The sequence below is a fragment of the Sphingopyxis sp. GW821-FHT02C12 genome, assembly GCF_059421785.1.
Genome location: NZ_JBWKVQ010000001.1, coordinates 1,906,679 through 1,928,567, shown reverse-complemented (window position 1 = coordinate 1,928,567; position 21,889 = coordinate 1,906,679). Strand labels below are relative to the sequence as shown.

Below are 21,889 nucleotides of genomic sequence, written 5' to 3'. Positions count from 1 at the left end.
CCGCATCGGCGTCAGTTCAGCAGATACTGTTTCCAGAAGACGAGTGACGCCCAAAAATTATAGTCGGCGTTTTCCTTCTTCGCGAAGCCATGGCCCTCGTTGGTGCCGACAAGGTGCCAAGCGGTGCCGCCATTCTTGCGCACCGCCGCGACGATCTGGTCGGCCTCCGACGCCGGCACGCGCGGGTCGTTGGCGCCGGTGACGATGAACAGCGGCTTCTTGATATCGGCGACGCGGGTGAGCGGCGAGATTTCGATCAGCTTCGCCCGCTGTTCGGGCACGCGTTCGTCACCATATTCGACGCGGCGCAGGTCGCGGCGATAATCCTGGGTGTTTTCGAGGAAGGTGACGAAGTTCGAGATCGCGACGACGCACAGGTTCGCGCGCAGCTTGTCGGCATAATGGGTCGCGGCGGCGTAGCACATATAGCCGCCATAGCTGCCCCCGGTCAGCCCGAAGCGCGACGCGTCGAGCGTCCTGTCCTTTGCCAGCGCATCGAGGAAGGCGCCCATGTCCTTGACGCTGTCCTCGCGCTTGAACGGGCCGTTGTCGAGGCTGACGAAGGTCTTGCCGTAACCGGTCGAGCCGCGGACGTTGGGATAGAAGAGCGCGATGCCCATTTCGTTGAGCAGATAGTTCGACCGTCCCATGAAGCCCGGGCGCGACTGGCCTTCGGGTCCGCCATGGACGCTCATGATCAGCGGGCGCTTGCCGGGGAATTTCGCGGGATCGGGACGATAGAGGAACCCCGACACCTCGAGCCCGTCGAAGCTCTTCACCTTGACCAGTTCGGGTTCGATATTCTTTGTGACGTCGAGGCCGCCGGTCTCGCTTTCGGTCCAGCGGGTGACCTTCAGCGTCTTTGGATCGACGCTAAACGCGTCCGCCGCGCTGCGCGCCGAGGTAAAGCTGATCCCGATCTCGCCCCACGGCGCGATCTCGACCCCGCCGATGATGCCGGCGGGCAGACTGTCGACGGTGCGCACCGCGCCGCTTTTCGGGTCGAGCAGGCGCAGTTTCGACATGCCCGCCTCGTTCACCGTATAGGCGATGAAGCTGCCGTCCTCGGCAATGTCGAAGCCGCTGACCTCCCATTTCTCCGCCGGCCCCTTCGGGGTGAACTTGCCCGTCATGGGGTCGAGCGTGCCGAGCCGTTCGAACTCGGCGCCCTCGTCGCTGGTGATCCAGATCGTGCCGTCGGGGGCAAAGGTGCCGCCATTGTGCGACACCGTCTTGCTGTGATCGCCGATCGGGGTCATCGCTCCGCTCTTGAGGTCGAGGCGGAAGAAGTCCGACTTCTGCACCGAGCTGTATTTGCCGACGAGCGCCCAGCTCTTGTCGGGCGCAAAGTCGAGCAGCGCCCAGCCGCCGCCATCGACCTGGGCGACCATGCGCGCCGATTTCGGATCGCGCGGATCCATGAGGTAGATGTCGCTGTCGCGGCCGTTGCGCAGCGTCGAGGTGTAAGCGACGAGCGTGCCGTCGTTGCTCCACGCGTTGATGCCGTTGCGGCTCTTGCCGTCGGTGAGCAATTCGAGCCGGCCGTTCTTCATCGCATAGATCTGGTAGAATTCGTTACCGCCGATATCCTTTTGCACCAGCATCAGGTCGCCGGTTTTGGGCGACCAGGCCGCATTGCCGACCGGCTCCTCCTCGAACGTCAGCTGCTTGCGGTCGCCCATCGGGGCGGCGACGCGATGGATCTGGCTGGTGTTGCCGAAACGCGTCGCGATCAGCATCGATTTGTCGACCGGATTCCAGCCGACGAAGCTGGCGCCGCGATTTTCCATATAGGGGCGCGTTGCCGACGCGAGTTCGGCGGGCACGTCGGGCATGCCATCGGCGATGAGCGCCGCGGGCTTGGGCGCGACGGGTGCAGCGGGCGTCGTCGCTTCCTGCGCGAGCGCGGGTGCGAGAGGCAAGCTGAGGGCAGCCAGGAAGGCGAGGTAACGCATCGATGAATCCCCTGTTCGTCTATGGTCCGGATGGACAGACCATGGACGCTATCAGGGGCGGCGATGGATGCAAGGCTTCGACCGACGGCGAGTCGCGCCGCGCAAGCCGCCTCCACCCCCATTTGAGCCGCTTTCGTTGCCAGATTGGCGGCGAATTCGCCGTTCGACGCAGAATCGTTCGCAAATTGGGCCGAATCGAGGATGAAATTAACGAATCGGGGCCAGACTGTCTTGACTCGGTCATTATTGGTTGAAATCGTCGGGTTTCTGGGAATCGCCGGCCTAAGGGGGCTGAAAAAAATGGCATCAACATTCGGACCGCGCCTGTGGAGGCGCTCGCCTCGTGCCGTGCCTCCGGCCCGAAGCCTGGGCCGCCGGATGACCTTTCATGCCGCCTTCGCCCTCCTCGTCTTCGCCGCGTTGCAGATCTGGCTCGTGTCGAGCGCGATCGCCGCGGGGGCCCCTTCGGGCCTGACCGTCGTCGCGCTGATCCTGCTGCTCGCGATCGCGGTGCCCGTCGCGCGCATCACCGAACGGCGCTGGTATCATCTCAGCCGCCAGGCGCTGGCGAGCTGGGGCCTGCACGCCCGCTTCCGCCGCGACCTGCTGCGCCTGTGGGTCGCCGCGCTCGCCTTGCCCTTCCTGTGGGTTAGCGGCGCGATGGCGGCGACGACCGGCCTGGCGGTCATCGGCGGCTGAGGTGGCCGTTCACCGATAAGATTTTGACGGCTTCGCGCGCGCGCCCTAAGGCGCGGCCATGCTGACCGTAGCCGAAGCCCTCGACCGCGCGCAGATGCTGTGCGACGCCGCCTCCAAGGCCGGCGCCGACGCCGCCGACGCGCTCTATTATTGCAACGCCGCGACCTCGGTCTCGATGCGCCTCGGCGCGCTCGAGGATGTCGAGCGGTCCGAAGGGCAGGACATCAGCCTGCGCGTCTTCGTCGGACAGCGCAGCGCGAGCGTGTCGACCGCCGACATGGACGCGGGCGAACTGGCGAAGCTGGTCGACCGCTGCGTCGCGATGGCGCGCGAGGCCCCCGAAGACCAATATGCCGGCCTCGCCCCCGAGGACCTGCTGTTCAAGGGCGCCATCCCCGACCTCGACCTAGACGACGCCAGCGAGGCCGACCCGCAGGCGCTGCGCGAAGCGGCGCGAAGCGTCGAGGAGGCCGCGCGCGCGGTCGCCGGCGTCACCAACAGCGAAGGCGGCAGCGCGAGCCACAGCCGCACCCGCCTCGCGCTCGCGACCAGCCACGGCTTTGCCGGCGGCTATGGCGCGAGCGGGCACAGCCTGTCGGCGAGCGTGATCGCCGGCGAAGGCGCGAGCATGCAGCGCGACTATGGCTGGCACAGCGCCCACTATCTGGCCGACCTCGAAACCAGCGACGCGATCGGCGCCCGCGCCGGCACCCGTGCGGTCGCGCGGCTGAACCCCGGCAAGGCGCCGGTCGGCAAGGTCCCGGTCCTGTTCGACCCGCGCGTCGGCAGCAGCATGGTCAGCCATCTGCTCGGCGCGATCGGCGGCCCGTCGATCGCGCGCGGCACCAGCTTCCTGCTCGGCAAGGAAGAGGCGCAATTGTTCGACAGCGCCATCGTCATTCGCGACGAGCCGCACCGGCCGCGCGGGCTGCGCAGCCGCGCCTTCGACGGCGAGGGCCTGCCGACGAGCGCGCGCGATCTGATTTCGGACGGGCGCCTGACCGGCTGGCTGCTCGACAATGCGTCGGCGAAGCAGCTCGGACTCGCCCCCACCGGCCATGCGAGCCGCGGCGGCGGCGCGTCGGGAGTCAGCGTCAGCAACGTCCATCTCGCGGCGGGCACCGTGTCGCCGGCGGCGCTGATGGCCGATGTGATCGAGGGCGTCTATGTCACCGAGCTGATCGGCCAGGGCGTCAACCCGGTCACCGGCGACTATAGCCGCGGCGCATCGGGTTTCGCGATCCGGGGTGGCCAGCTTGCCGAGCCGATCGCCGAATTCACCGTCGCGGGCAATCTGATCGCCATGTTCGCCGCGCTGATCCCCGCCGACGACCTGGAGTTCCGCCACGGCACCAATGTCCCGACGCTGCGCATCGACGGCATGACCGTCGCGTCGAGCTAGACCGCCGTGCCGCACCGCAACCTGGAAGCCGTGATCGCGGCGACCCGCGAGGTCGGCGACATGGCGATGGCGCGCTGGCGCGGCGAGGGCAAGGCCGTCGATGTCCAGTACAAGTCACCGAACAATCCGGTCAGCGACGTCGACCTCGCGGTCGACGCGCGGCTAAAGGCGGTGCTCGGCGCGATGGTGCCCGAGGCAGGCTGGCTGTCGGAGGAGACCGCCGACAACACCGACCGCCTGTCGTGCCGCGCGATGTGGTGCGTCGATCCGATCGACGGCACCCGCGACTTCATCCGCGGCCGCCCGGGCTGGGCGGTGTCGGTCGCGCTCGTCGTCGACGGCGCCCCCGAATTCGGCGTACTCTATGCTCCCGCGCTCGACGAGCTGTGGGTCGCGCAGCGCGGCCAGGGCGCGTTGCTCAACGGCGAGACCTTGCACGCGAGCCAGCGCTGCGAGTTTGCGGGATCGCGCGTCCCCGCCGACGCGCTGCCGCGCGTCGACAGCGATCTGGTGATCGTCACCAAGCCCAACAGCATCGCGCTGCGCATGGCGCTCGTCGCCGACGACCGCGCCGATCTGGTCGCGACGCTGCGCTGGGGTTTCGAATGGGACGTCGCCGCCGCGGCGCTGATCGCGACCGAGGCGGGGGCCGCGGTGACCGACGCGTTCGGCGCCCCTTTGCGGTTCAACACCCCGCGCGCGCAGGCCTTCGGGGTCATCGCCTGTGCCCCCGGAATCCACCGGGCCGTCGTCGACCGCTTGCACGACCGGGCGGTGGCGCTTACAACCTCCGCCTGACCACCCGCCGCGGTGGTGCATTTTGCCGCAGTTCGCTTGACAATTCGGGCGACTCACCTTAACTGCGCCTCCATTCCGACAGCCTGACCGGACGGCGAAGCGCGCTCGCGCATTCGTGGTCCGTTTTTTGCGTTGGGAATCAGACGCTTTGAGATGGGGCCGGTTGCCTACGGCCCTGTGGAGCAGGAGAAAGTACCCCATGGCACGTATCGCGGGCGTCAATTTGCCCACCAACAAGCGCGTGATCATCGCGCTCACCTACATCCACGGCATCGGTCGCAAGACCGCCGTCGACATCGCCACCAAGCTGGGCATCGACCACACGCGTCGCGTTCAGGACCTCAGCGACGCCGAGATCCTGCAGATCCGCGAAACGCTGGACGCCGACCACACGGTCGAGGGTGACCTTCGCCGCAACACGGCGATGAACATCAAGCGCCTGATGGACCTCGCCTGCTACCGCGGCCTGCGTCATCGCAAGGGCCTGCCGGTCCGCGGCCAGCGCACGCACACCAACGCGCGCACCCGCAAGGGCAAGGCGAAGCCGATCGCCGGCAAGAAGAAGTAAGGTTCGAGCGCGTCCTTGCGGGCGCGCTTCCTTACTTTCCGCCGGAGGTCGCCACGACCTGCGGCCAGCTTCAGGATTTAGGATTAGGATTTCATCATGGCTCGTGAACCGCAGCGCCTTCGTCGGCGCGAACGCAAAAACATCTCGTCGGGCGTCGCCCACGTCAACGCGACCTTCAACAACACGATGATCACCATCACCGACGCACAGGGCAATGCGATTGCCTGGTCGAGCGCCGGCATGATGGGCTTCAAGGGAAGCCGCAAGTCGACCCCTTATGCGGCGCAGGTCTGCGCCGAAGACGCCGGCAAGAAGGCCGCCGAACATGGCGTCCGCACGCTGGAAGTCGAAGTCAAGGGTCCGGGCGCCGGTCGCGAATCGGCGCTGCGCGCGCTGCAGGCGGTCGGTTTCCACATCACCTCGATCCGCGATGTGACCCCGATCCCGCACAATGGTGTCCGCCCGGCCAAGCGCCGTCGCGTCTGATACCTGCTTCGGATCCGCCCCGTCCGGGGCGGCATCCGCTATCTCCTAACGCCGGACCGGTCGGTTTCCGCCCCCGCCCTGTCCCGCCAAAAGCAAAGGGAAGACCATGACTGTCAATATCCGGAACTGGCAGGAATTGAAGAAGCCCAGCAACCTGGAAATCAAGGCCGGCAGCGACGGCAAGCGCAAGGCGACCTTCGTCGCCGAGCCGCTTGAGCGCGGCTTCGGTCTGACGCTCGGCAACGCGCTGCGCCGCGTGCTGCTCTCGTCGCTCCAGGGTGCGGCCATCACGTCGATCAAGATCGAGAACGTCCTCCACGAATTCTCGAGCCTGGCCGGCGTGCGCGAAGATGTCACCGACATCGTCCTCAACGTGAAGCAGATCGCGCTGAAGATGGAAGGCGAAGGCCCGAAGCGGCTGCAGCTTTCGGCCACCGGTCCCGCGACCGTCAAGGCCGGCGACATCATGGTGTCGGGCGACATCAAGGTGATGAACCCGAACCATGTCATCTGCCACCTCGACGAGGGTGCGACGCTGAACATGGAACTCGTCGCCGACACCGGCAAGGGTTATGTCCCGGCGACCGCCAACCGTCCGGTCGACGCGCCGATCGGCCTGATCCCGGTCGACTCGCTCTTCTCGCCCGTGCGCCAGGTCGCCTATAAGGTCGACAATGCCCGCATCGGTCAGGAACTGGACTATGACAAGCTGTCGCTGACCGTCGATACCGACGGCACGGTGACCCCGGAAGACGCCGTCGCTTACGCCGCGCGCATCCTCCAGGACCAGCTGCAGGTCTTCGTCCACTTCGAAGAAGCGATGAACGACAGCGGCATGATCGGCATGGCGGCGTCGCCGACCACCGCCGACGAGTCGGACGTCAACCAGCTCAACCGCTTCCTGCTCAAGAAGGTCGACGAGCTCGAACTGTCGGTCCGTTCGGCCAACTGCCTGAAGAACGACAACATCATCTATATCGGTGATCTCGTTCAGAAGACCGAAGCCGAAATGCTCCGCACCCCGAACTTCGGCCGCAAGTCCTTGAACGAAATCAAGGAAGTGCTGTCGTCGATGGGCCTGCGCCTCGGCATGGACATCCCCGGCTGGCCGCCCGAGAATATCGAGGAAATGGCCAAGAAGCTCGAACAGGAACTTCTCGGCTGATCTTGCGCCCCGGCTTCGGCCGGGGCCAACAACGGGAAAGGGTCGGCCCGCAATCGACCTGGTCTGGGCTACCTCACACGGGCCTTTAACGAACGAAGGACAACATCATGATTCATAAAACCGGCGGCCGCAAACTGCAGCGCACCAGCGCGCACCGCACCGCGATGTTCCGCAACATGTCGGCCTCGCTGATCAAGCATGAGCAGATCATGACGACCGTCGCCAAGGCGAAGGAACTGCGTCCCTATATCGAAAAGCTGGTCACGCTCGCCAAGCGCGGCGGCCTGGCCAATCGCCGTCTCGCGCAGAGCCGCCTGCTCGACGAAACGCAGCTCAAGAAGCTGTTCGACGTCATCGCGACCCGCTACGCCGACCGCGCCGGCGGCTACACCCGCGTCATCAAGGCCGGTATCCGCGCCTCGGACGCGGCGTCGATGGCGATCATCGAATTCGTCGACCGCGACGTCGATGCCAAGGGCCAGGATTCGGGGCCCGTCGATCAGTATGACGACGAGGCGGAAGCCGCATAAGCCGCGCTTCCGGCAAAACGAAATCAAGGGCGGCGTCCGAAAGGATGGCCGCCCTTTTTCATGCCTCCCTCGTCATTGCGAGCGTAGCGAAGCAATCCAGAGCGGTTTACGCAGGCTCTGGATTGCTTCGCTACGCTCGCAATGACGAGGCTTTGAAACTCTATCCCAGCGCAATCCGCCGCGTCACCCCGACCGCGTCCAGGAATGGCGCGTCGTGGCTGACCACGAGCAGCGCGCCGTCATAGGCAGCGAGCCCCGCCTCGACCGCTTCCAGCGAGTCGATGTCGAGATGGTTGGTCGGCTCGTCGAGGATCAGCAGTTGCGGCGGCTGCGGCGCGCCGAGCGTGCAGGCCAGCCCGGCGCGCAGCATCTGGCCGCCGCTCAGCGTGCCGACGACCTGTAGCGCCGCATCGGCACGAAAGCGAAACCGCGCGAGCGCGGCGCGGCAGGCGTTTTCGTCGGTTTCCGGATGCAGGCGGCGGAAATTGTCGCGGATCGATTGTGCCGGGTCGAGCAGCGACACCGTCTGATCGAGCATCGCATGCTCGGCAATCACCCGCACCCGCCCCGCCCATGGCTGTAACTGGCCGGTGAGCAGCGCGAGCAGCGTCGTCTTGCCCGAGCCATTGGGGCCGGTGATCGCGACGCGTTCGGGGCCGACCATGGTGAAGGACAGGGTTTCGATCACCGGTTCGCCGGACGCATAGCCCGTAGTGGCATCCGCGACGTCGACGACAAGGCGGTTCGCCGCGAGGCCGCTGGGCGCGATGGCGACGGTGAACGGCTGAAGCACCTCGACGCGGCTTCGCGCAGCGGCCAGCGCGTCGCCGGCTTCGTCGCGCTTGCGGGCCGCCAGCCGCGCCCCGGCGCCGCCGCTGTCCTCGGCGCGGTCCTTCATCGCGCCGAGCAGGATGCGCGGCATGTCGCCCTTCGCGGCCTTCTTGCGCCCGCCCTTGTCCTTGCGCGCCTTGCGCTCGCTCGCCGCCTGCACCTCGCGCGCGACCTCGGCCGATCGGCGCTCGGCGTCGGCGAGGCCCTGCTCGGCCTGCGCGAGCTCTGCGGCCTTGCGCGCACGATAGGCGCTCCAGTTGCCGCCGTAGCGCGCCGCACCGAGCGACGTGAGTTCGACGGTCGCGTCCATTTCCTCGAGCAGTTCGCGGTCGTGGCTGACGACGATCATCCCGCCGCGCCAATCGGCGACCAGGTCGATCACCGCCTGCCGCCCGTCGCGGTCGAGATTGTTGGTCGGTTCGTCGAGCAGCAGGAAATCGGGTTCGGCGAGGACCGCCGCGGCAAGCGCGGCGCAGGTGCGCTGGCCGCCCGACAGGCCGGCGAGCGGCGTATCAGGGGTCGCGACGAGTCCGACGCGGGCGAGCGCTACTTCGATCCGGCTTTCGAGCGTCCAGTCGGCGTCGGCGAGTTCGTCGGCCGTCGCGGTGCCCGCCTCGGCACGTGCGAGCAGCGCCAGCGCGTCGGTCACCCTGAACAGATCGGCGATCCGCGCGCCGGGTTGCGGCTGGACGGTCTGGCGGAGCATCGCGAGCGTGCCCGCGACACGCACGCCGCCGGCTCGCGGCTCGATCTCGCCCGCAATCAGGCGCAGCAGCGTCGTCTTGCCGACGCCGTTGCGCCCGACGAGCCCCGTCCGCTCGGCGGCGAAGCCGAGGTCGAGGCCGGTGAACAGCGGCTGGGCGTCAGGGGTGGTGTAGTGAAGATTCGAGAGGGTGATCGTGGCGGGCATGGACTTCATCCTGCAAGGCAAGGCTTTGGGGCGATGGCTTGGCCGGGAAATCCATGGCGGCTTACTCTTCCTTCGAAATCAGGCAATCATGATAGGCCGCGCGGGCCGCCACCGCAACCCACGCGCCGGGCGATCGATCGCCTGGCCTTCAATAGGGCGCCTCGCCCGCCGCGACCTCATCGCGCTTGCGCCGCAGCGAACCGCGCAATTCGTCCGCGGGCAGGCTCGCGGCGATCCGATTGGCTTCGTCGATCAGCGCCTGGTCCCTGGTCATCCAGCCATGGTCGTAGAGCGCCTCGGCGAGCAGTATTTTTTCGAACCAGTCGTCGGGGATCGCCTTCACGCGGTAGCGGTTCGCCTGCACCCGCATCGCCGACCATTCGGCGAGCCGCGGATCGTCGAAACGCAGCCCATGGTCGAACAACTGGCCGGCGGCGCCGCGAAATTCATAATGATCGCCATCGCCGCCGCGCACCGCGAGCGCCGGGCCGAGCAGTCGCACGGTTTCGTCGAGCCAGGCGATTTCCTGTTGCTGACCCGCGACATCGCCATAGTCGGGATCATTGTGCTGCGCGGCATAAAAGGCGCCGATCGCCTGCAATTCGCGCAGCTTCAGGCTCGCCTCGGGGTCCGAGGCAAAGCGCACCGCCGATGCCTTGGCGCGCGCCTCGATCTGGATGAAGGCGTCGCGGATCGCGTCCTTTTGTGCGCTATAGTCGAGGCCGAAGGCATCGGAGACCATCTGCCCGATCGCCTCGACCTCGGCCTCGCCCGCCGCGCTCTCCACCTGCATCGCCATCGCGTTCGGCGCCGCCGCGCCGATCGCTCCCGTCGCCAGCAAAGCCGCCGCCATCCCTGTCCGCATAAAAGCTCCACCTTCCGGAGCGACCCTGCGCCCCGTCTAGCCGCGTTCCCGCTCTCACGGCAATATTGACATCGTTCCTGTTTCGACTATTATTTCTGTCATGACAGAAATTATCGAACATGAGTCGAAACTGTCCCCCGCGGCGACCGAGTTCATCCTCCATTGGGGCAATCTCGGCGGGCAATGGGGGGTCAACCGGTCGGTCGCGCAGATCCACGCGCTGCTCTTCGTCAGCGACCGCCCGCTGCACGCCGAGGAGATCGCCGACCTGCTGGGCCTTGCGCGCTCGAACGTCTCCAATTCGATCAAGGAATTGCTCGGCTGGCGGCTGATCAGCCGCATACCCGTGCTCGGCGACCGGCGCGATCATTTCGCCGCCGAAACCGACATCTGGGAAATGGTGACGCGCATCGCTGCCGGGCGCAAGGCGCGCGAGGTCGATCCGGCCGAGGCGGCGCTGAAGGCGTGCGTCGCACGCGCGGCACACGACCCCGGCCTGAGCGACGGCGCAAAGGCGCGGCTTTCCGACATGCTCGATTTCGTCACGACGATGTCGCGGTGGCACGACGAGATGCTGGCGGTGCCGAAGCCGGCGCTGATGCGGCTGATCAAGCTGGGCGCCGGGGTGACCAAGCTGATCAATTGGCGGCCCGGCAAGGGCAAAGAGGCCAAGTAGGAGACGGACGATGTGGGGCGGAGCGCAGCGCGAAACGGTCGAAACGGCCCCCGCCTCTTCCGTGCGCGGCGACGAGGCGCTGTATGACTACCGCTTTCGCCGCCTCGTCGCGTGCGCCGACTGGGACGCGCTGCCGGGCGACGTCCGCCGCCGCTTTTCCAAGCGACTCACCGGACAGGCCGTCGCGGCCTATAGCGGCGAGATCGTGTGGACCCGTCTTTCCCGGGCGGGATGGTGGCTTGCGCAGGTCTGCCGCCTGATCGGCGCGCCGCTCCCCCTCGCCGCCAGCGGCCCCGCCCCGGCGGCGGTCGCGGTGAGCGAGGACCGCCGCAGCGGCGGGCAATATTGGACGCGCCTCTACGGCCGAAAGGCGGGCCACCCGCAGGTGATCCACAGCGCCAAGAGCTTCGCCGGGCCGACGGGGCTGGAGGAGCATATCGGGCGCGGCTTCGGCATGGCGCTGACCGTGCGCGCCGAGGCCGACGCGTTGATCTTCGCCTCCGACCATTATTTCTGGCAGGCCGGCCGCCTGCGGCTGCGCCTCCCCCGCTGGGTCACGCCCGGCGAGACGATGGTCACGCACCAGCATCTCGGCAGCGGGCGCTTTGCTTTCGACCTCAAGGTGACGCACGCGCTGCTCGGCGAACTGGTTAACCAGCACGGATTGTTCCGCGATGGCTGATGGCCCGGTCATCCTGTTCGACGCCGAATGCGTCCTTTGCTCGGCCAATGCGCAGTTCGTGCTGCGCCATGACAGGGCGGGGCATTTCCGGCTGGCGTCGATCCAGGGGGAAAAAGGCGCCGCGCTCGCCCGCGCGCACGGCCTCGACCCCGCTGACCCGGTGAGCATGCTGATCGTCGAGGGCGATCATGTGCGCCGCGACAGCGACGCGGTGCTGTCGATCTACGAAGCGCTCGGCCTGCCCTGGCGGCTGATGGGTCTCTTCCGGCTGATCCCGGCAGCGCTCCGCGATCCCGTCTATCGCTGGGTCGCGCGCCATCGCTACCGCCTGTTCGGCAAGCGCGAAACCTGCTGGGTCGCCCCGCCCGAGTATCGCGCCCGCATCCTGTGAAAGACGTTCCATGAAAATCCTGATCCTCGGCGGCTATGGCGTCTTCGGCGGGCGTCTCGCCGAACTGCTCGCCGATTGCGCCGATCTGGAATTGCTTGTCGCGGGCCGCGACCGCCAGCGCGCCGAGGGTTTTTGTGCGGCCTATCGTGGGCAGGCGCGCGTCATCCCGCTCCAGCTCGACCGCCGCGACATTGCGGACGCCCTCACCGTGCAGCAGCCCGATCTCGTCGTCGACGCCTCGGGGCCGTTCCAGGATTATGGCGCCGACGGCTATCGCGTGATCGAAGCCTGCATCGCCGCCGGGGTCGACTATCTCGATTTCGCCGACGGCGCCGATTTCGTTTTCGGAGTGAGCCGCTTCGACGCGGCAGCCAAGGCCGCAGGGGTGTTCGTCCTGTCGGGGGTCAGCAGCTTTCCCGCGCTGACCGCCGCGGTGCTGCGCGAGATGGCGAAAACGATGGAGATCAGGACCGTCGACGGCGGCATCGCCCCGTCGCCTTACGCCGGGATCGGGCTCAACGTCATGCGCGCGGTGGTGGGTTACGCCGGCGCACCGGTGAAGCTGCGGCGCGCTGGCAAGGACGGACACGGCACCGGCCTCGCCGAAAGCCAGCGCTTCACCGTCGCGGTCCCCGGCCGCCTGCCGCTGCGCAATATTCATTTCTCGCTCGTCGATGTGCCCGACCTGCAGGTGCTGCCTCCCGCCTATCCGGCGCTGACCGACATCTGGATGGGCGCGGGGCCGGTGCCCGAAATCCTGCACCGCATATTGAACCTGCTCGCGAAAGCGCGTTCGACGCTGCGCCTGCCCTCGCTCGAACCCTTGTCGCGGCTTTTCTATTGGGTCCTCAACCGGATGAAGTTTGGCGAACATCGCGGCGGCATGTTCATCCGCGCCCGCGGGCAAGCGGACGGCGCGCCGGTCGAACGCAGCTGGCACCTGCTCGCGGAGGGCGACGACGGCCCCTACATTCCGTCGATGGCGATCGAGGCGATCGTCCGCAAGCTGCTTGCCGGGATACGCCCCGAGCCGGGCGCACGCTCGTCGATCGATGCGCTCGACCTCGCCGATTTCGAAGCGCTGTTCGCACCGCGCTCGATCCACACCGGCTTTCGCGCCGACGAACCCGACGCGCCCTTCTATCGTCGCATCCTCGGCTCGGCGTTCGACGCCTTGCCGCCTCGCGTCCGCGAACTCCATGCGAGCGAGGCCGCGCGCCGATGGCGCGGCGTGGCCGAAGTCCGCCGCGGCAAAAGTCCGCTCGCGCGGCTCGCCGCCGCGATCATCGGCTTTCCCAAGGCAGCGGACGCGGTGCCGGTGACGGTAAGCTTCACGCCCGAAGCCAAAGGCGAGCGCTGGACACGCGACTTCGGCGGCCGCCGCTTTTCATCGCTGCAACATGCGGGAAGCGGGAAAAATGCCTTTCTGCTCGTCGAACGCTTCGGCCCTGCCGCCTTTGCGATGGCGCTCGTCGTCGACGGCGACCGGATGCGGCTCGTGCCGCGCCGCTGGTCGCTGCTCGGCGTGCCGATGCCGCGTTTCCTGATGCCCGGCGGGCCGAGCTTCGAGACCGACACCGACGGCAAGTTCGAGTTCAATGTCGAAATCCGCCTGCCCCTGGCCGGGCTGGTCGTCGCGTATCGAGGCACGCTTGAGCCGGTCCTCCCAGCCTGAATCCGCTTGCCCGCCGCTTTTGCATCCTTACATTGGCACGCACGATAATTTCCCAAACCAAGAGGTCGCCTTGCCATGTCCCGTAAAGCCGTCACCGCGCCGCTGGCGCTGGTCGCCCTGTTCATGACCCCCGCCGCCGCACAGGCCGCCGGCGACGCCGCGAGCGCGACCACCCCTGCCGCGCTGACCTATCCCGACAGCGAGCGCGGCACGACGGTCGATCCGCAGTTCGGGGTCGACGTCGCCGACCCCTATCGCTGGCTGGAGGACGATGTCCGCGTCAATCCAAAGGTCGCGGCGTGGGTCGCCGATCAGAACAAGGTCACCGACGCCTATTTGGACACGCTGCCCGGCCGCGACGCGTTCAAGGCGCGGATGACCGAACTCTATAATTACGAACGCTTCGGCCTGCCGCGCAAGGCGGGCACGCGCTATTTCTACACCCGCAACGACGGGCTGCAGCCGCAGTCGGTGCTGTTCGTCCGCGAAGGGCTGAAGGGCGAGGGCCGCGTCCTGATCGACCCCAATGGCTGGGCCAAGGACGGCGCGACCGCGCTCGCCGAATGGACCCCGTCGGAGGATGGCAAGAATCTGCTCTATTCGGTGCAGGACGGCGGCACCGACTGGCGCATCGTCCGGGTGATGGACGTCGCCACTGGCAAGGATTTGCCCGACGAAGTGCGCTGGGTGAAATTTTCGTCGCTCGACTGGGCGAAGGACGGCAGCGGCTTTTATTATTCGCGCTTCCCCGAGCCGAAGGAGGGCGAGGCCTTCCAGTCGCTCAATGAAAATCACGCTGTCTATTTCCACAAGCTCGGCACGCCGCAAAGCGCCGACGTGCTGATCCACGCGACCCCCGACAAGCCCAAGCTCAACAACAGCGCCGTGGTCAGCGACGACGGCAAATATCTGATCGTCGTCGGCTCCGAAGGCACCGACGAACGCTATGGACTGACGCTCTATCCGATCGGGCCGAAGGGCGCGGGCAAGCCGGTGTCGCTGGTGAGCGACTTCGCGAACAATTGGGAATATGTGACCAACACCGGAACGCGCTTCACCTTCCTCACCAACAAGGGCGCGCCGCGTCAGCGGCTGGTGTCGATGGATATTAGGAAGCCCGCGGCGCTGACCCAGCTCGTCGGCGAACAGGCGGGCACGCTGGTCGGCGCCTCGCGCGTCGGCAACCGCATCATCCTGTCCTACCTCGGCGATGCCAAGTCGGAAGCGCGGATGGTCGCGCTCGACGGCAAGCCGGTCGCCAATATCAACCTCGCCGACATCGGGTCGGCGTCGGGCTTTGGCGGCAAGTCGGCCGACCCCGAAACCTTCTACAGCTTCTCCAGCTACGCTCGGCCAACGACGATCTATCGGCTCGACACCGCGACCGGAAAGAGCGAGATTTTTGCCGAGCCAAAGCTGACCTTCAATCCGCAGGACTTCAGCGTCGAACAGCGTTTCTATACGTCGAAGGACGGCACCAAGGTGCCGATGTTCCTGGTGATGAAGAAAGGCCTCGACCGCAGCAAGGGATCGCCGACCCTGCTCTACGGTTATGGCGGCTTCAATGTGTCGATGACCCCGGGCTTCTCGCCCACCCGCCTCGCCTGGGTCGACAAGGGCGGCGTGCTCGCGATCGCGAACCTGCGCGGCGGCGGCGAATATGGCAAGGCGTGGCACGACGCCGGCCGCCTCGACAAGAAGCAGAATGTCTTCGACGATTTCATCGGCGCGGGCGAATATCTGATCGCGCAGGGCATCACCGGCAAGGGCCAGCTGGCGATCGAGGGCGGATCGAACGGCGGGCTGCTCGTCGGCGCGGTGACCAACCAGCGCCCCGACCTGATCGCCGCGGCGCTGCCCGCGGTCGGCGTGATGGACATGCTGCGCTTCGACCGCTTCACCGCCGGGCGCTATTGGGTCGACGATTATGGCTATCCGTCGAAGGAGGCCGATTTCAAGACCCTGCTCGGTTACTCGCCCTATCATAATATCAAGGACGGCACCGCCTATCCGGCGGTGCTGGTGACCACCGCCGACACCGACGACCGCGTGGTTCCGGGGCACAGCTTCAAATATACCGCCGCGCTCCAGCACGCCCATGCCGGCGACAAGCCGCACCTGATCCGCATCGAAACGCGCGCCGGCCACGGATCGGGCAAGCCGACCGACAAGATCATCGCCGAAGCCGCCGACAAATATGCCTTTGCGGCCAAATGGACCGGGCTGAGCGTCCAGTAAGGCGCTGGCCCTGGGTCGCCGCCACCATCCTCCTCGGGCTGGTGGCGGCGGTCTGGGCCGTGCTTCCCGACGGCAGGGCGGCGCGCGTCGAACGCCACGCGGCGTGCGGCGACCTCGCCGGCCTGCCGCGTGTCGAACGCCTGGCCGACGGGCGAAGCGCGATGCGGCTGCGCGTGCTGCAGTGGAACGTCGAGGGCTTGCCCTGGCCGATCCGTAGCGGACGCGAAGCAAAACTGGCGCGCGTTGCCGACTGGATCGCGAAACACCGCGCCGCGGGCCTCGGCCCCGACATATTGATCCTGCACAAGGCTTTCACGCCCACAGCCTCGCGCATCGCCGTCGCGGCCGGGTTCCGCACGATCCTTCCCGGTCCGGCGCGCGATCAGCGGCGCGAACTCGCCTCGGCGCCGCCGCCCGCGGGCTATGCCGACGCCGCGCGCTGGTGGAAGGGCGAACATGTCGGCAAATGGCTCGACGGAGGACTCTATGTCGCGACCGACCTTCCCGCCATGGGCGTCGTCAGCACTGCCTTCGGACGCGACAGTTGCGCCGGATATGATTGCCTGTCGAACAAGGGCGCCCAGTTCCTCGCGCTCCCCCTGCCCGGCGCGCCCGAGCCGCTCGCGATCTTCAACACCCATCGCAATTCGCGCGAACCCGCCAAGGTCGGGATCGCGCGCGCCGAGACCGCGCATATGTTGCAGACGAAGGAAAACGACGCTTTCCTGACCGGGTTCGCGGCGTCCGATGCGGCGATGATCGCCGCTGGCGATTTCAACAACTATCGCGCCGGCGACCGCAGCGGACGCTTCGCCGCCGATCCGGCCTTCCGGCTGGTCGGGAAGGGCGCGGGCTTTGCCGCGCGCCCGGCGCCGATGACCGACCACGCGGCATGGAAACAGGCCTATGACCTGATCGGTTATCGCAGCAACGACCGGCTACGCGTCGAACCGCTTTCGGTCGCGACCCTGTTCGATGGCAAACATGGCCCTCGTCTTTCGGACCATGACGCCCAATATATCGTCTTTCGCATCAGCTGGCGCAGCGACGCTCAGCCGTTCGACCCTCCCCCCTGCTTCAAAGGGAAATGACATGTCCTTCGCCTTCGCCCCGACCGCCACTACCGCCGACGCCCAATGGGCCGAAACCGCCGCCGCCGCCGAAGCGCTGATAGAGGGCGAACCCGACGGCATCGCCAATATGGCCAATGTCGCGGCTCTGATCTGGCAGGCGATCCCCGATTTGAACTGGGCGGGCTTCTACCGCTTCGACGGCAAGGAACTCGTACTCGGCCCATTCCAGGGCAAGGCGGCGTGCATCCGCATCCCGCTCGACAAGGGCGTGTGCGGCGCTGCGGCGCGACTGCGCGCGACCCAGCGGGTCGAGGATGTCCACGCCTTCCCCGGTCACATCGCGTGCGACGCCGACAGCCGCAGTGAGCTGGTGGTGCCGATCGTCGCCGGCGACCGGTTGATCGGGGTGCTCGACCTCGACAGCCCCATCCCCAATCGCTTCACCGCCGACGATCAGGCCGGTGCCGAGTCGCTGGTCGCGCGCATTGCGGCGGCGCTCGCCCCTTGAAATCTGACCCAAATCGGGACGAAATCGTCAAGGTAAACGGATTCGCGGAAAAGCCGCGATTTTGCTAACAAGCTGTTAACCAATCGCTGTTGCCGCCCCCGGCGACCGCTGTCGGAACAGGGAGTTAGACCATGCGCACCGCAATTCTTCTCGGGCTCGCCGCCGGATCGCTGCTGCTGGCGGGCCAGGCGCACGCCTTTGGCCATGATCCCGCGCCGCGGCTCGACTATGGCGCGCCGTCGGCGCCCGACGCGCGCGTCTACACCGGTTATCCCGACCGCGTGCCGAGCGAAGTCGATTACCGCCAGGTCAACGGCACCTACGACGCCGAGGGGCGCTGGACGGGCACCTGGAACGGCACCTATGAAGCGCCCGACGGCCGCCGTTACGACGGCCGCTACGAAGGTACGGTCGAGGGTGCGGGCACCAGCTATGCGCCGCCGCCCGCGTACGATCCCTACTATGACAATCGTGGCGGCTATGACGGGTACGACGCGCGCTATGACGAGGAAATGAATCGCCGCTGTGGCCGGGGGGGCACGGTCGGCGGTGCGGTTGTCGGCGGCGTCGTGGGGGGCATCGCCGGCAATCGCATCGCGGGGCGCGGCAACCGGACCGAAGGCACGCTGATCGGTGGCGCGCTCGGCGCCGTCGCCGGCGGCGCGATCGGCAGCGACGCCGACCGCAAGCGCTGCGACGAGTGGCACAGCCGCCGCAGCTCCTATCAGCAGGGCGGGGGCTATCCGCCGCAGGGCTATTACGGCCAAGGCGGCACGACCGTCTATCAGCAGGGCGGCTACGGCTATCAGGGCTATGGCGCGCCCTATGGCTATTACACCCCGGGGGTCGTCGTGACGACGATCATCACCACCGGCGCGCCGGTGGTGACCGAGCGGGTCGAGACGACCACCCGCTCCTATTATGAAAATGTCCCGGTGCGGAAGCGCTATGTCGCCAAGAAGAAGTGGAAGCCCCGGCCCAAGCCGCGCTGCGCCTGCTGAACCACGGATCGGCAAGAGCAGAGGGCCCGCCTCCCGACAGGGACGGCGGGCCTTTTGCCGTCCGGCAACGTTTCGTCGTGCCCGAATACCGGTTCAGCGGCGCGAAAGCATCCTGGTCCTATTGCGCGACGATGGCGGACCGCGATGGGCGATGTCCGCGCGTGGGGAAGGAATCCTCGATGCGTAAGATTGCCAATATCGCCGCCGCCGCCGCGGTCGTCATCACCTCGGTCGGGCTGAGCGCCGTTCCCGCCGAGGCGCGCGGGCGCCATGGCGGCTGGGGCCATCGCGACCGCGACAACATCAGCACCGGCGAAGTGCTCGGTGGCCTGTTCGTCATCGGCGCGATCGCCGCGATCGCCAGCGCCGCGACCAAGGACAAGGACCAGCGCCGCGAGCCACGCTACGACCCGCCCTATCCGAACGATCAGTATCGCGAAGTGCCGCGCTACCAACCCGACGCCGACAGCGACGCATCCACCGGCGCCTATGGCCGCGGCGAGGCCGAGGCGCGCGCCGCCGACGCGTGCAGCTGGGCGGTCGAGGCCGAAATGGGCGACGATGCCCGCGTCGACCGCGTCGACGGCACCGAGCCGAACAATGGCGGCTGGTATGTCACCGGCACCGCCTCGCACGCCAACGGCGAGGTCCGCAGCTTCGGGTGCAGCTACAGCAACGGCCGGGTGGTCGACGTCAACTTCGGCGGCTGATCACCACCCACCGCATTCGCAAAGGGCCGCGTCACCCAAGGGTGGCGCGGCCCTTTGCTTTTGAAGCTGAACCCCCGCTAAACCAAGTCTGAACCCCAGATAAGCGGCGGGTTCAGACCCGCGACACCCCCCTCCTTCTATACCGGCATCAACAGGCGGCGAACTCTGCCCCCTGCGTTGAAGGAGACCGAACCATGGCTATGACCAAATTGACCAAGGCCGCAGTTGGTGCGGCCACCGCCGGCGCAATGTTGCTCGGCAGCACCCCCGCGATGGCCCGCGACCGCGATCGCGATCGCGATGGCGACGGGATCAGCGCGGGCGAAGTGATCGCCGGCGCCGTCGTCCTCGGCGGCCTCGCCGCGATCCTGTCGAGCGGCGGCAACGACCGTTACGACCGCGGCGACCGTTACGATGGGCGCTACGACAACCGCGGCGGTGGGCGCTACGACAATGATGCGCGGTACGGATATGGCTATGACTATGGCCGCTATGGCAACAGCCGCAGCGCGGTGAACCAGTGCGTCAACGCGGTCGAGCGCGGCAGCCGCCGCTATGGCAACACCGACGTCACCCAGGTGACCAGCATCGACCGCAAGCGCGACGGCTACAAGGTCAAGGGCCGCGTCGTCGTCCGCGACGGCTACGGCGGTCGCTGGGGCCGCGGCGGCTATTACGACCAGGGCAAGTTCAGCTGCGACATCCGCTATGGCCGCGTGCAGGACATCAAATTTTCGGGCCTGCGCTAAGCTCCTTGAGCCCCTCCCTTCCGGGGGAGGGGCTTTTCTTTGTCCGCGCCAAGCCGCATGAAGCGGCATGATCAAACACAGCCTGTTCACCGCGCTGCTGCTGACCGCAGCCACCCCCGCCCTGGCGAAGGACGACACCCCCGCCGCCGACCCCGCGCGGCTGAAAGCCGATGTCGAGAAGCTCGTCGCCTTCGGCACCCGCCACACATTGTCATCGGCGACCGATCCGAAGCGCGGCATCGGCGCCGCGCGCAATTGGGGCGCCGCCGAGTTCGAGCGCATTTCCAAGGCCTGCGGCGGCTGCCTGACGGTGTCGCGAATCAGCGACCGCTTCGAAGGCCCGCGCGCACCCGACGGGGTGATCGTCGAAAACGTCCTCGCGATCCAGAAAGGCAGCGGCGATCCGGCGCATGTCATCATGATCGCGGGCCATATCGACAGCCGCGTCACCGACCCGATGAACTTCACCGCCGACGCCCCCGGCGCCAACGACGACGCGTCGGGCACCGCACTGGTGATCGAGGCGGCGCGGCTGCTGTCGAAGGACAAGCACCGCGCGACGATCGTCTATGCGCTGCTGTCGGGCGAGGAGCAGGGGCTGTGGGGCGGCAAGCTGCTCGCGCGGCACGCGCAGACCGAGAAGTGGCAGGTCGCGGCGATGCTTAACAACGACATCGTCGGCGGCACCCACGGGCTCGACGGCACGATCGTCGACGGCCGGGTGCGCGTGTTCAGCGAGGGCATCCGCGCGTCGGAGGATCTGGCGGCACAGCTTGCACGGCGCGGCATCGGTGGCGAGGACGACGGTCCGTCGCGCGCGCTCGCCAAGGCGGCAATCCGGGCGGGCGAAGCGAATCCGGCGATCGGGCTGGAGGTGCTCGCGGTGCGCCGCCCCGACCGTTTCCGCCGCGGCGGCGACCATCTGCCGTCGCTCGAACTCGGCTATCCGGCGATCCGCTTCACCGTCGGGGTCGAGGATTACGACCACCAGCACCAGGATCTGCGCACCGAGAACGGCCGCAAATATGGCGACACGGTCGACGAGATGGACTTCCCCTATCTCGCCCGCGTCACCGCGCTCAACGTCGCGCTGGCGCGCACCCTCGCCGACGCGCCGCCCGCTCCGGCCAGCGTCAGCATCGACGGCGCGGTGAGTTCGGACACGAAAGTCGCCTGGACGCCGGTCAAGGATGCGGCCGCCTATCGCATCCACTGGCGCCGCGCCGACAAGAGCGGCTGGACCGATTCGAAACTGGTTCAGGCCGACGCCGGCGGCGAAATCCTGCTCAAAGGCGTGCAGATCGACGACCATTTTTTCGGCGTGTCGGCGGTGTCGTCGGGCGGTGCCGAAAGCATCGTCACGTTTGGCGGTCTGCCACCGCAAAAATAGGGTGAGCCGACGCCCGCGCTAGCCGATTATTTACCATCCGGTGCTATAGGCAGCGATGGGACCAAAATCGCTGCCCGGAGTGGGATCCGGCGGCATGATTTGGGTCGCCCATGTCGCACGACGAGGAACAATCTGCTTCCGAAAGCGCCGAAAAACGGCAGCCGCGCCAGTCGCGGCTGGTGAAGGCCGCGCTCGAATCCGACCGGTTCGGCCGCTTCGACGTGACCGTGCGCAATGTGTCGCAGACCGGCATCGGCGGCCAGGCGCCGCATTGCCTGGCGCGCGGCGAACGGCTCACCGTCCATTTGCCGGGCCACAGGGCGATGATGGGGACGGTGCGCTGGGTCGTCGATCAGCGTTTCGGGATCGAAACCGACGAGGAAATCCGCCTCGACCAGCTGCGTGCGGCACATGGCGGCGGCGTCCCCTCGGCCGACCGCAGCGTCGAATTCCGCATCATCCCGCCGCCAAAGGACGTTGCGAAGCGCCCCGGCCTGTCGCTCGGCGCGGCTTCGCCCGGCAATCCGTACATGAGCGACTGGCGCGCGCGGCGGTAACGCCCGTTTTCGAGCGAAACGCGACGTTCC

At 67.3% G+C, this 21,889-nt stretch carries 22 protein-coding genes and 1 pseudogene; 19 read left to right on the top strand and 4 right to left on the bottom strand.

Annotated features, from left to right (window positions below):
* Positions 1 to 11: 11 nt before the first annotated feature.
* Positions 12 to 1,955, bottom strand: coding sequence for a S9 family peptidase (locus tag AC07U1_RS09230; RefSeq protein ID WP_495176735.1), 1,944 nt, complete (start codon positions 1,953 to 1,955; stop codon positions 12 to 14).
* A gap of 378 nt (positions 1,956 to 2,333) precedes the next feature.
* Between AC07U1_RS09230 and AC07U1_RS09225 the strand changes: the two genes are divergently transcribed.
* The 7 genes from AC07U1_RS09225 (at position 2,334) to rplQ (ending at position 7,603) form a co-directional block, all read left to right on the top strand.
* On the top strand, positions 2,334 to 2,654 hold the full coding sequence (locus AC07U1_RS09225; protein ID WP_235535609.1) for a hypothetical protein: 321 nt from the start codon (positions 2,334 to 2,336) through the stop codon (positions 2,652 to 2,654).
* A gap of 58 nt (positions 2,655 to 2,712) precedes the next feature.
* Positions 2,713 to 4,056, top strand: coding sequence for a TldD/PmbA family protein (locus AC07U1_RS09220; RefSeq protein WP_495176736.1), 1,344 nt, complete (start codon positions 2,713 to 2,715; stop codon positions 4,054 to 4,056).
* Between the two features lie 6 nt (positions 4,057 to 4,062).
* Positions 4,063 to 4,854, top strand: coding sequence for a 3'(2'),5'-bisphosphate nucleotidase CysQ (locus AC07U1_RS09215; RefSeq protein WP_495176737.1), 792 nt, complete (start codon positions 4,063 to 4,065; stop codon positions 4,852 to 4,854).
* 199 nt (positions 4,855 to 5,053) lie between these two features.
* Positions 5,054 to 5,422 (top strand): 30S ribosomal protein S13, encoded by a 369-nt coding sequence (gene rpsM, locus AC07U1_RS09210; protein ID WP_056345954.1) that lies wholly within the window; start codon positions 5,054 to 5,056, stop codon positions 5,420 to 5,422.
* A gap of 96 nt (positions 5,423 to 5,518) precedes the next feature.
* A complete protein-coding gene (gene rpsK, locus AC07U1_RS09205) occupies positions 5,519 to 5,908 on the top strand; it encodes a 30S ribosomal protein S11 (protein WP_003040416.1) in 390 nt (129 codons plus the stop codon).
* Between the two features lie 106 nt (positions 5,909 to 6,014).
* Complete coding sequence (locus tag AC07U1_RS09200; protein ID WP_056345952.1) at positions 6,015 to 7,073, top strand: DNA-directed RNA polymerase subunit alpha; 1,059 nt, start codon at positions 6,015 to 6,017, stop codon at positions 7,071 to 7,073.
* Between the two features lie 107 nt (positions 7,074 to 7,180).
* Positions 7,181 to 7,603: a 50S ribosomal protein L17 gene (rplQ, locus tag AC07U1_RS09195; RefSeq protein WP_187140570.1), complete on the top strand. Its 423-nt coding sequence runs from the start codon at positions 7,181 to 7,183 to the stop codon at positions 7,601 to 7,603.
* Between the two features lie 160 nt (positions 7,604 to 7,763).
* On the opposite strand, the gene AC07U1_RS09190 is transcribed toward rplQ, so the two are convergent.
* The 3 genes and pseudogenes from AC07U1_RS09190 to AC07U1_RS09180 all read right to left on the bottom strand — a co-directional run bounded on the left by AC07U1_RS09190 (position 7,764) and on the right by AC07U1_RS09180 (position 10,209).
* The gene (locus AC07U1_RS09190; protein WP_495197732.1) at positions 7,764 to 8,783 is read right to left on the bottom strand and encodes an ATP-binding cassette domain-containing protein; all 1,020 of its coding nucleotides are present in this window, start codon (positions 8,781 to 8,783) and stop codon (positions 7,764 to 7,766) included.
* Between the two features lie 120 nt (positions 8,784 to 8,903).
* Positions 8,904 to 9,248 (bottom strand): annotated as a pseudogene (locus AC07U1_RS09185) (ATP-binding cassette domain-containing protein); the annotation flags it as partial.
* A 244-nt stretch (positions 9,249 to 9,492) separates the two neighbouring features.
* Positions 9,493 to 10,209, bottom strand: a complete 717-nt coding sequence (locus AC07U1_RS09180) for a hypothetical protein (protein ID WP_495176739.1) — start codon at positions 10,207 to 10,209, stop codon at positions 9,493 to 9,495.
* A 100-nt stretch (positions 10,210 to 10,309) separates the two neighbouring features.
* Between AC07U1_RS09180 and AC07U1_RS09175 the strand changes: the two genes are divergently transcribed.
* The 12 genes from AC07U1_RS09175 to AC07U1_RS09120 all read left to right on the top strand — a co-directional run bounded on the left by AC07U1_RS09175 (position 10,310) and on the right by AC07U1_RS09120 (position 21,859).
* Positions 10,310 to 10,885, top strand: coding sequence for a GbsR/MarR family transcriptional regulator (locus AC07U1_RS09175; RefSeq protein WP_495176740.1), 576 nt, complete (start codon positions 10,310 to 10,312; stop codon positions 10,883 to 10,885).
* Between the two features lie 10 nt (positions 10,886 to 10,895).
* Positions 10,896 to 11,567, top strand: a complete 672-nt coding sequence (locus AC07U1_RS09170; protein WP_495176741.1) for a DUF4166 domain-containing protein — start codon at positions 10,896 to 10,898, stop codon at positions 11,565 to 11,567.
* Positions 11,560 to 11,958: a thiol-disulfide oxidoreductase DCC family protein gene (locus tag AC07U1_RS09165; RefSeq protein WP_495176742.1), complete on the top strand. Its 399-nt coding sequence runs from the start codon at positions 11,560 to 11,562 to the stop codon at positions 11,956 to 11,958. The genes AC07U1_RS09170 and AC07U1_RS09165 overlap by 8 nt, the downstream gene beginning before the upstream one ends.
* Positions 11,959 to 11,968: 10 nt before the next feature.
* Positions 11,969 to 13,633 carry a saccharopine dehydrogenase family protein gene (locus tag AC07U1_RS09160; RefSeq protein WP_495176743.1) on the top strand — a complete coding sequence of 555 codons (1,665 nt, stop codon included), beginning with the start codon at positions 11,969 to 11,971 and terminating at the stop codon, positions 13,631 to 13,633.
* A 75-nt stretch (positions 13,634 to 13,708) separates the two neighbouring features.
* Positions 13,709 to 15,871: a prolyl oligopeptidase family serine peptidase gene (locus AC07U1_RS09155; protein WP_495176744.1), complete on the top strand. Its 2,163-nt coding sequence runs from the start codon at positions 13,709 to 13,711 to the stop codon at positions 15,869 to 15,871.
* Entirely contained in the window at positions 15,847 to 16,962 is a 1,116-nt protein-coding gene (locus AC07U1_RS09150) for an exonuclease/endonuclease/phosphatase family protein (protein ID WP_495176745.1), read from the top strand. The genes AC07U1_RS09155 and AC07U1_RS09150 overlap by 25 nt, the downstream gene beginning before the upstream one ends.
* Position 16,963: 1 nt before the next feature.
* Positions 16,964 to 17,452 carry a GAF domain-containing protein gene (locus AC07U1_RS09145; protein ID WP_495176746.1) on the top strand — a complete coding sequence of 163 codons (489 nt, stop codon included), beginning with the start codon at positions 16,964 to 16,966 and terminating at the stop codon, positions 17,450 to 17,452.
* Between the two features lie 131 nt (positions 17,453 to 17,583).
* Entirely contained in the window at positions 17,584 to 18,453 is an 870-nt protein-coding gene (locus tag AC07U1_RS09140) for a glycine zipper 2TM domain-containing protein (protein WP_187140562.1), read from the top strand.
* Between the two features lie 179 nt (positions 18,454 to 18,632).
* A complete protein-coding gene (locus tag AC07U1_RS09135; RefSeq protein ID WP_492737058.1) occupies positions 18,633 to 19,163 on the top strand; it encodes a hypothetical protein in 531 nt (176 codons plus the stop codon).
* A 194-nt stretch (positions 19,164 to 19,357) separates the two neighbouring features.
* Positions 19,358 to 19,912, top strand: a complete 555-nt coding sequence (locus tag AC07U1_RS09130; protein ID WP_495176747.1) for a hypothetical protein — start codon at positions 19,358 to 19,360, stop codon at positions 19,910 to 19,912.
* 67 nt (positions 19,913 to 19,979) lie between these two features.
* Positions 19,980 to 21,302: a M20/M25/M40 family metallo-hydrolase gene (locus AC07U1_RS09125; protein WP_495176748.1), complete on the top strand. Its 1,323-nt coding sequence runs from the start codon at positions 19,980 to 19,982 to the stop codon at positions 21,300 to 21,302.
* Between the two features lie 110 nt (positions 21,303 to 21,412).
* Entirely contained in the window at positions 21,413 to 21,859 is a 447-nt protein-coding gene (locus AC07U1_RS09120) for a PilZ domain-containing protein (RefSeq protein ID WP_056345921.1), read from the top strand.
* The last annotated feature ends 30 nt before the right edge of the window (positions 21,860 to 21,889 follow it).

Bases quoted from the DNA above. Each gene is read 5' to 3' on its own strand.
- AC07U1_RS09230 (WP_495176735.1), bottom strand. From the start codon at position 1,955: ATGCGTTACCTCGCCTTCCTGGCTGCCCTCAGCTTGCCTCTCGCACCC.
- AC07U1_RS09225 (WP_235535609.1), top strand. From the start codon at position 2,334: ATGACCTTTCATGCCGCCTTCGCCCTCCTCGTCTTCGCCGCGTTGCAG.
- AC07U1_RS09220 (WP_495176736.1), top strand. From the start codon at position 2,713: ATGCTGACCGTAGCCGAAGCCCTCGACCGCGCGCAGATGCTGTGCGAC.
- rpsM (WP_056345954.1), top strand. From the start codon at position 5,054: ATGGCACGTATCGCGGGCGTCAATTTGCCCACCAACAAGCGCGTGATC.
- rpsK (WP_003040416.1), top strand. From the start codon at position 5,519: ATGGCTCGTGAACCGCAGCGCCTTCGTCGGCGCGAACGCAAAAACATC.
- AC07U1_RS09200 (WP_056345952.1), top strand. From the start codon at position 6,015: ATGACTGTCAATATCCGGAACTGGCAGGAATTGAAGAAGCCCAGCAAC.
- rplQ (WP_187140570.1), top strand. From the start codon at position 7,181: ATGATTCATAAAACCGGCGGCCGCAAACTGCAGCGCACCAGCGCGCAC.
- AC07U1_RS09190 (WP_495197732.1), bottom strand. From the start codon at position 8,783: ATGATCGTCGTCAGCCACGACCGCGAACTGCTCGAGGAAATGGACGCG.
- AC07U1_RS09180 (WP_495176739.1), bottom strand. From the start codon at position 10,209: ATGCGGACAGGGATGGCGGCGGCTTTGCTGGCGACGGGAGCGATCGGC.
- AC07U1_RS09175 (WP_495176740.1), top strand. From the start codon at position 10,310: ATGACAGAAATTATCGAACATGAGTCGAAACTGTCCCCCGCGGCGACC.
- AC07U1_RS09170 (WP_495176741.1), top strand. From the start codon at position 10,896: ATGTGGGGCGGAGCGCAGCGCGAAACGGTCGAAACGGCCCCCGCCTCT.
- AC07U1_RS09165 (WP_495176742.1), top strand. From the start codon at position 11,560: ATGGCTGATGGCCCGGTCATCCTGTTCGACGCCGAATGCGTCCTTTGC.
- AC07U1_RS09160 (WP_495176743.1), top strand. From the start codon at position 11,969: ATGAAAATCCTGATCCTCGGCGGCTATGGCGTCTTCGGCGGGCGTCTC.
- AC07U1_RS09155 (WP_495176744.1), top strand. From the start codon at position 13,709: ATGTCCCGTAAAGCCGTCACCGCGCCGCTGGCGCTGGTCGCCCTGTTC.
- AC07U1_RS09150 (WP_495176745.1), top strand. From the start codon at position 15,847: ATGGACCGGGCTGAGCGTCCAGTAAGGCGCTGGCCCTGGGTCGCCGCC.
- AC07U1_RS09145 (WP_495176746.1), top strand. From the start codon at position 16,964: ATGTCCTTCGCCTTCGCCCCGACCGCCACTACCGCCGACGCCCAATGG.
- AC07U1_RS09140 (WP_187140562.1), top strand. From the start codon at position 17,584: ATGCGCACCGCAATTCTTCTCGGGCTCGCCGCCGGATCGCTGCTGCTG.
- AC07U1_RS09135 (WP_492737058.1), top strand. From the start codon at position 18,633: ATGCGTAAGATTGCCAATATCGCCGCCGCCGCCGCGGTCGTCATCACC.
- AC07U1_RS09130 (WP_495176747.1), top strand. From the start codon at position 19,358: ATGGCTATGACCAAATTGACCAAGGCCGCAGTTGGTGCGGCCACCGCC.
- AC07U1_RS09125 (WP_495176748.1), top strand. From the start codon at position 19,980: ATGATCAAACACAGCCTGTTCACCGCGCTGCTGCTGACCGCAGCCACC.
- AC07U1_RS09120 (WP_056345921.1), top strand. From the start codon at position 21,413: ATGTCGCACGACGAGGAACAATCTGCTTCCGAAAGCGCCGAAAAACGG.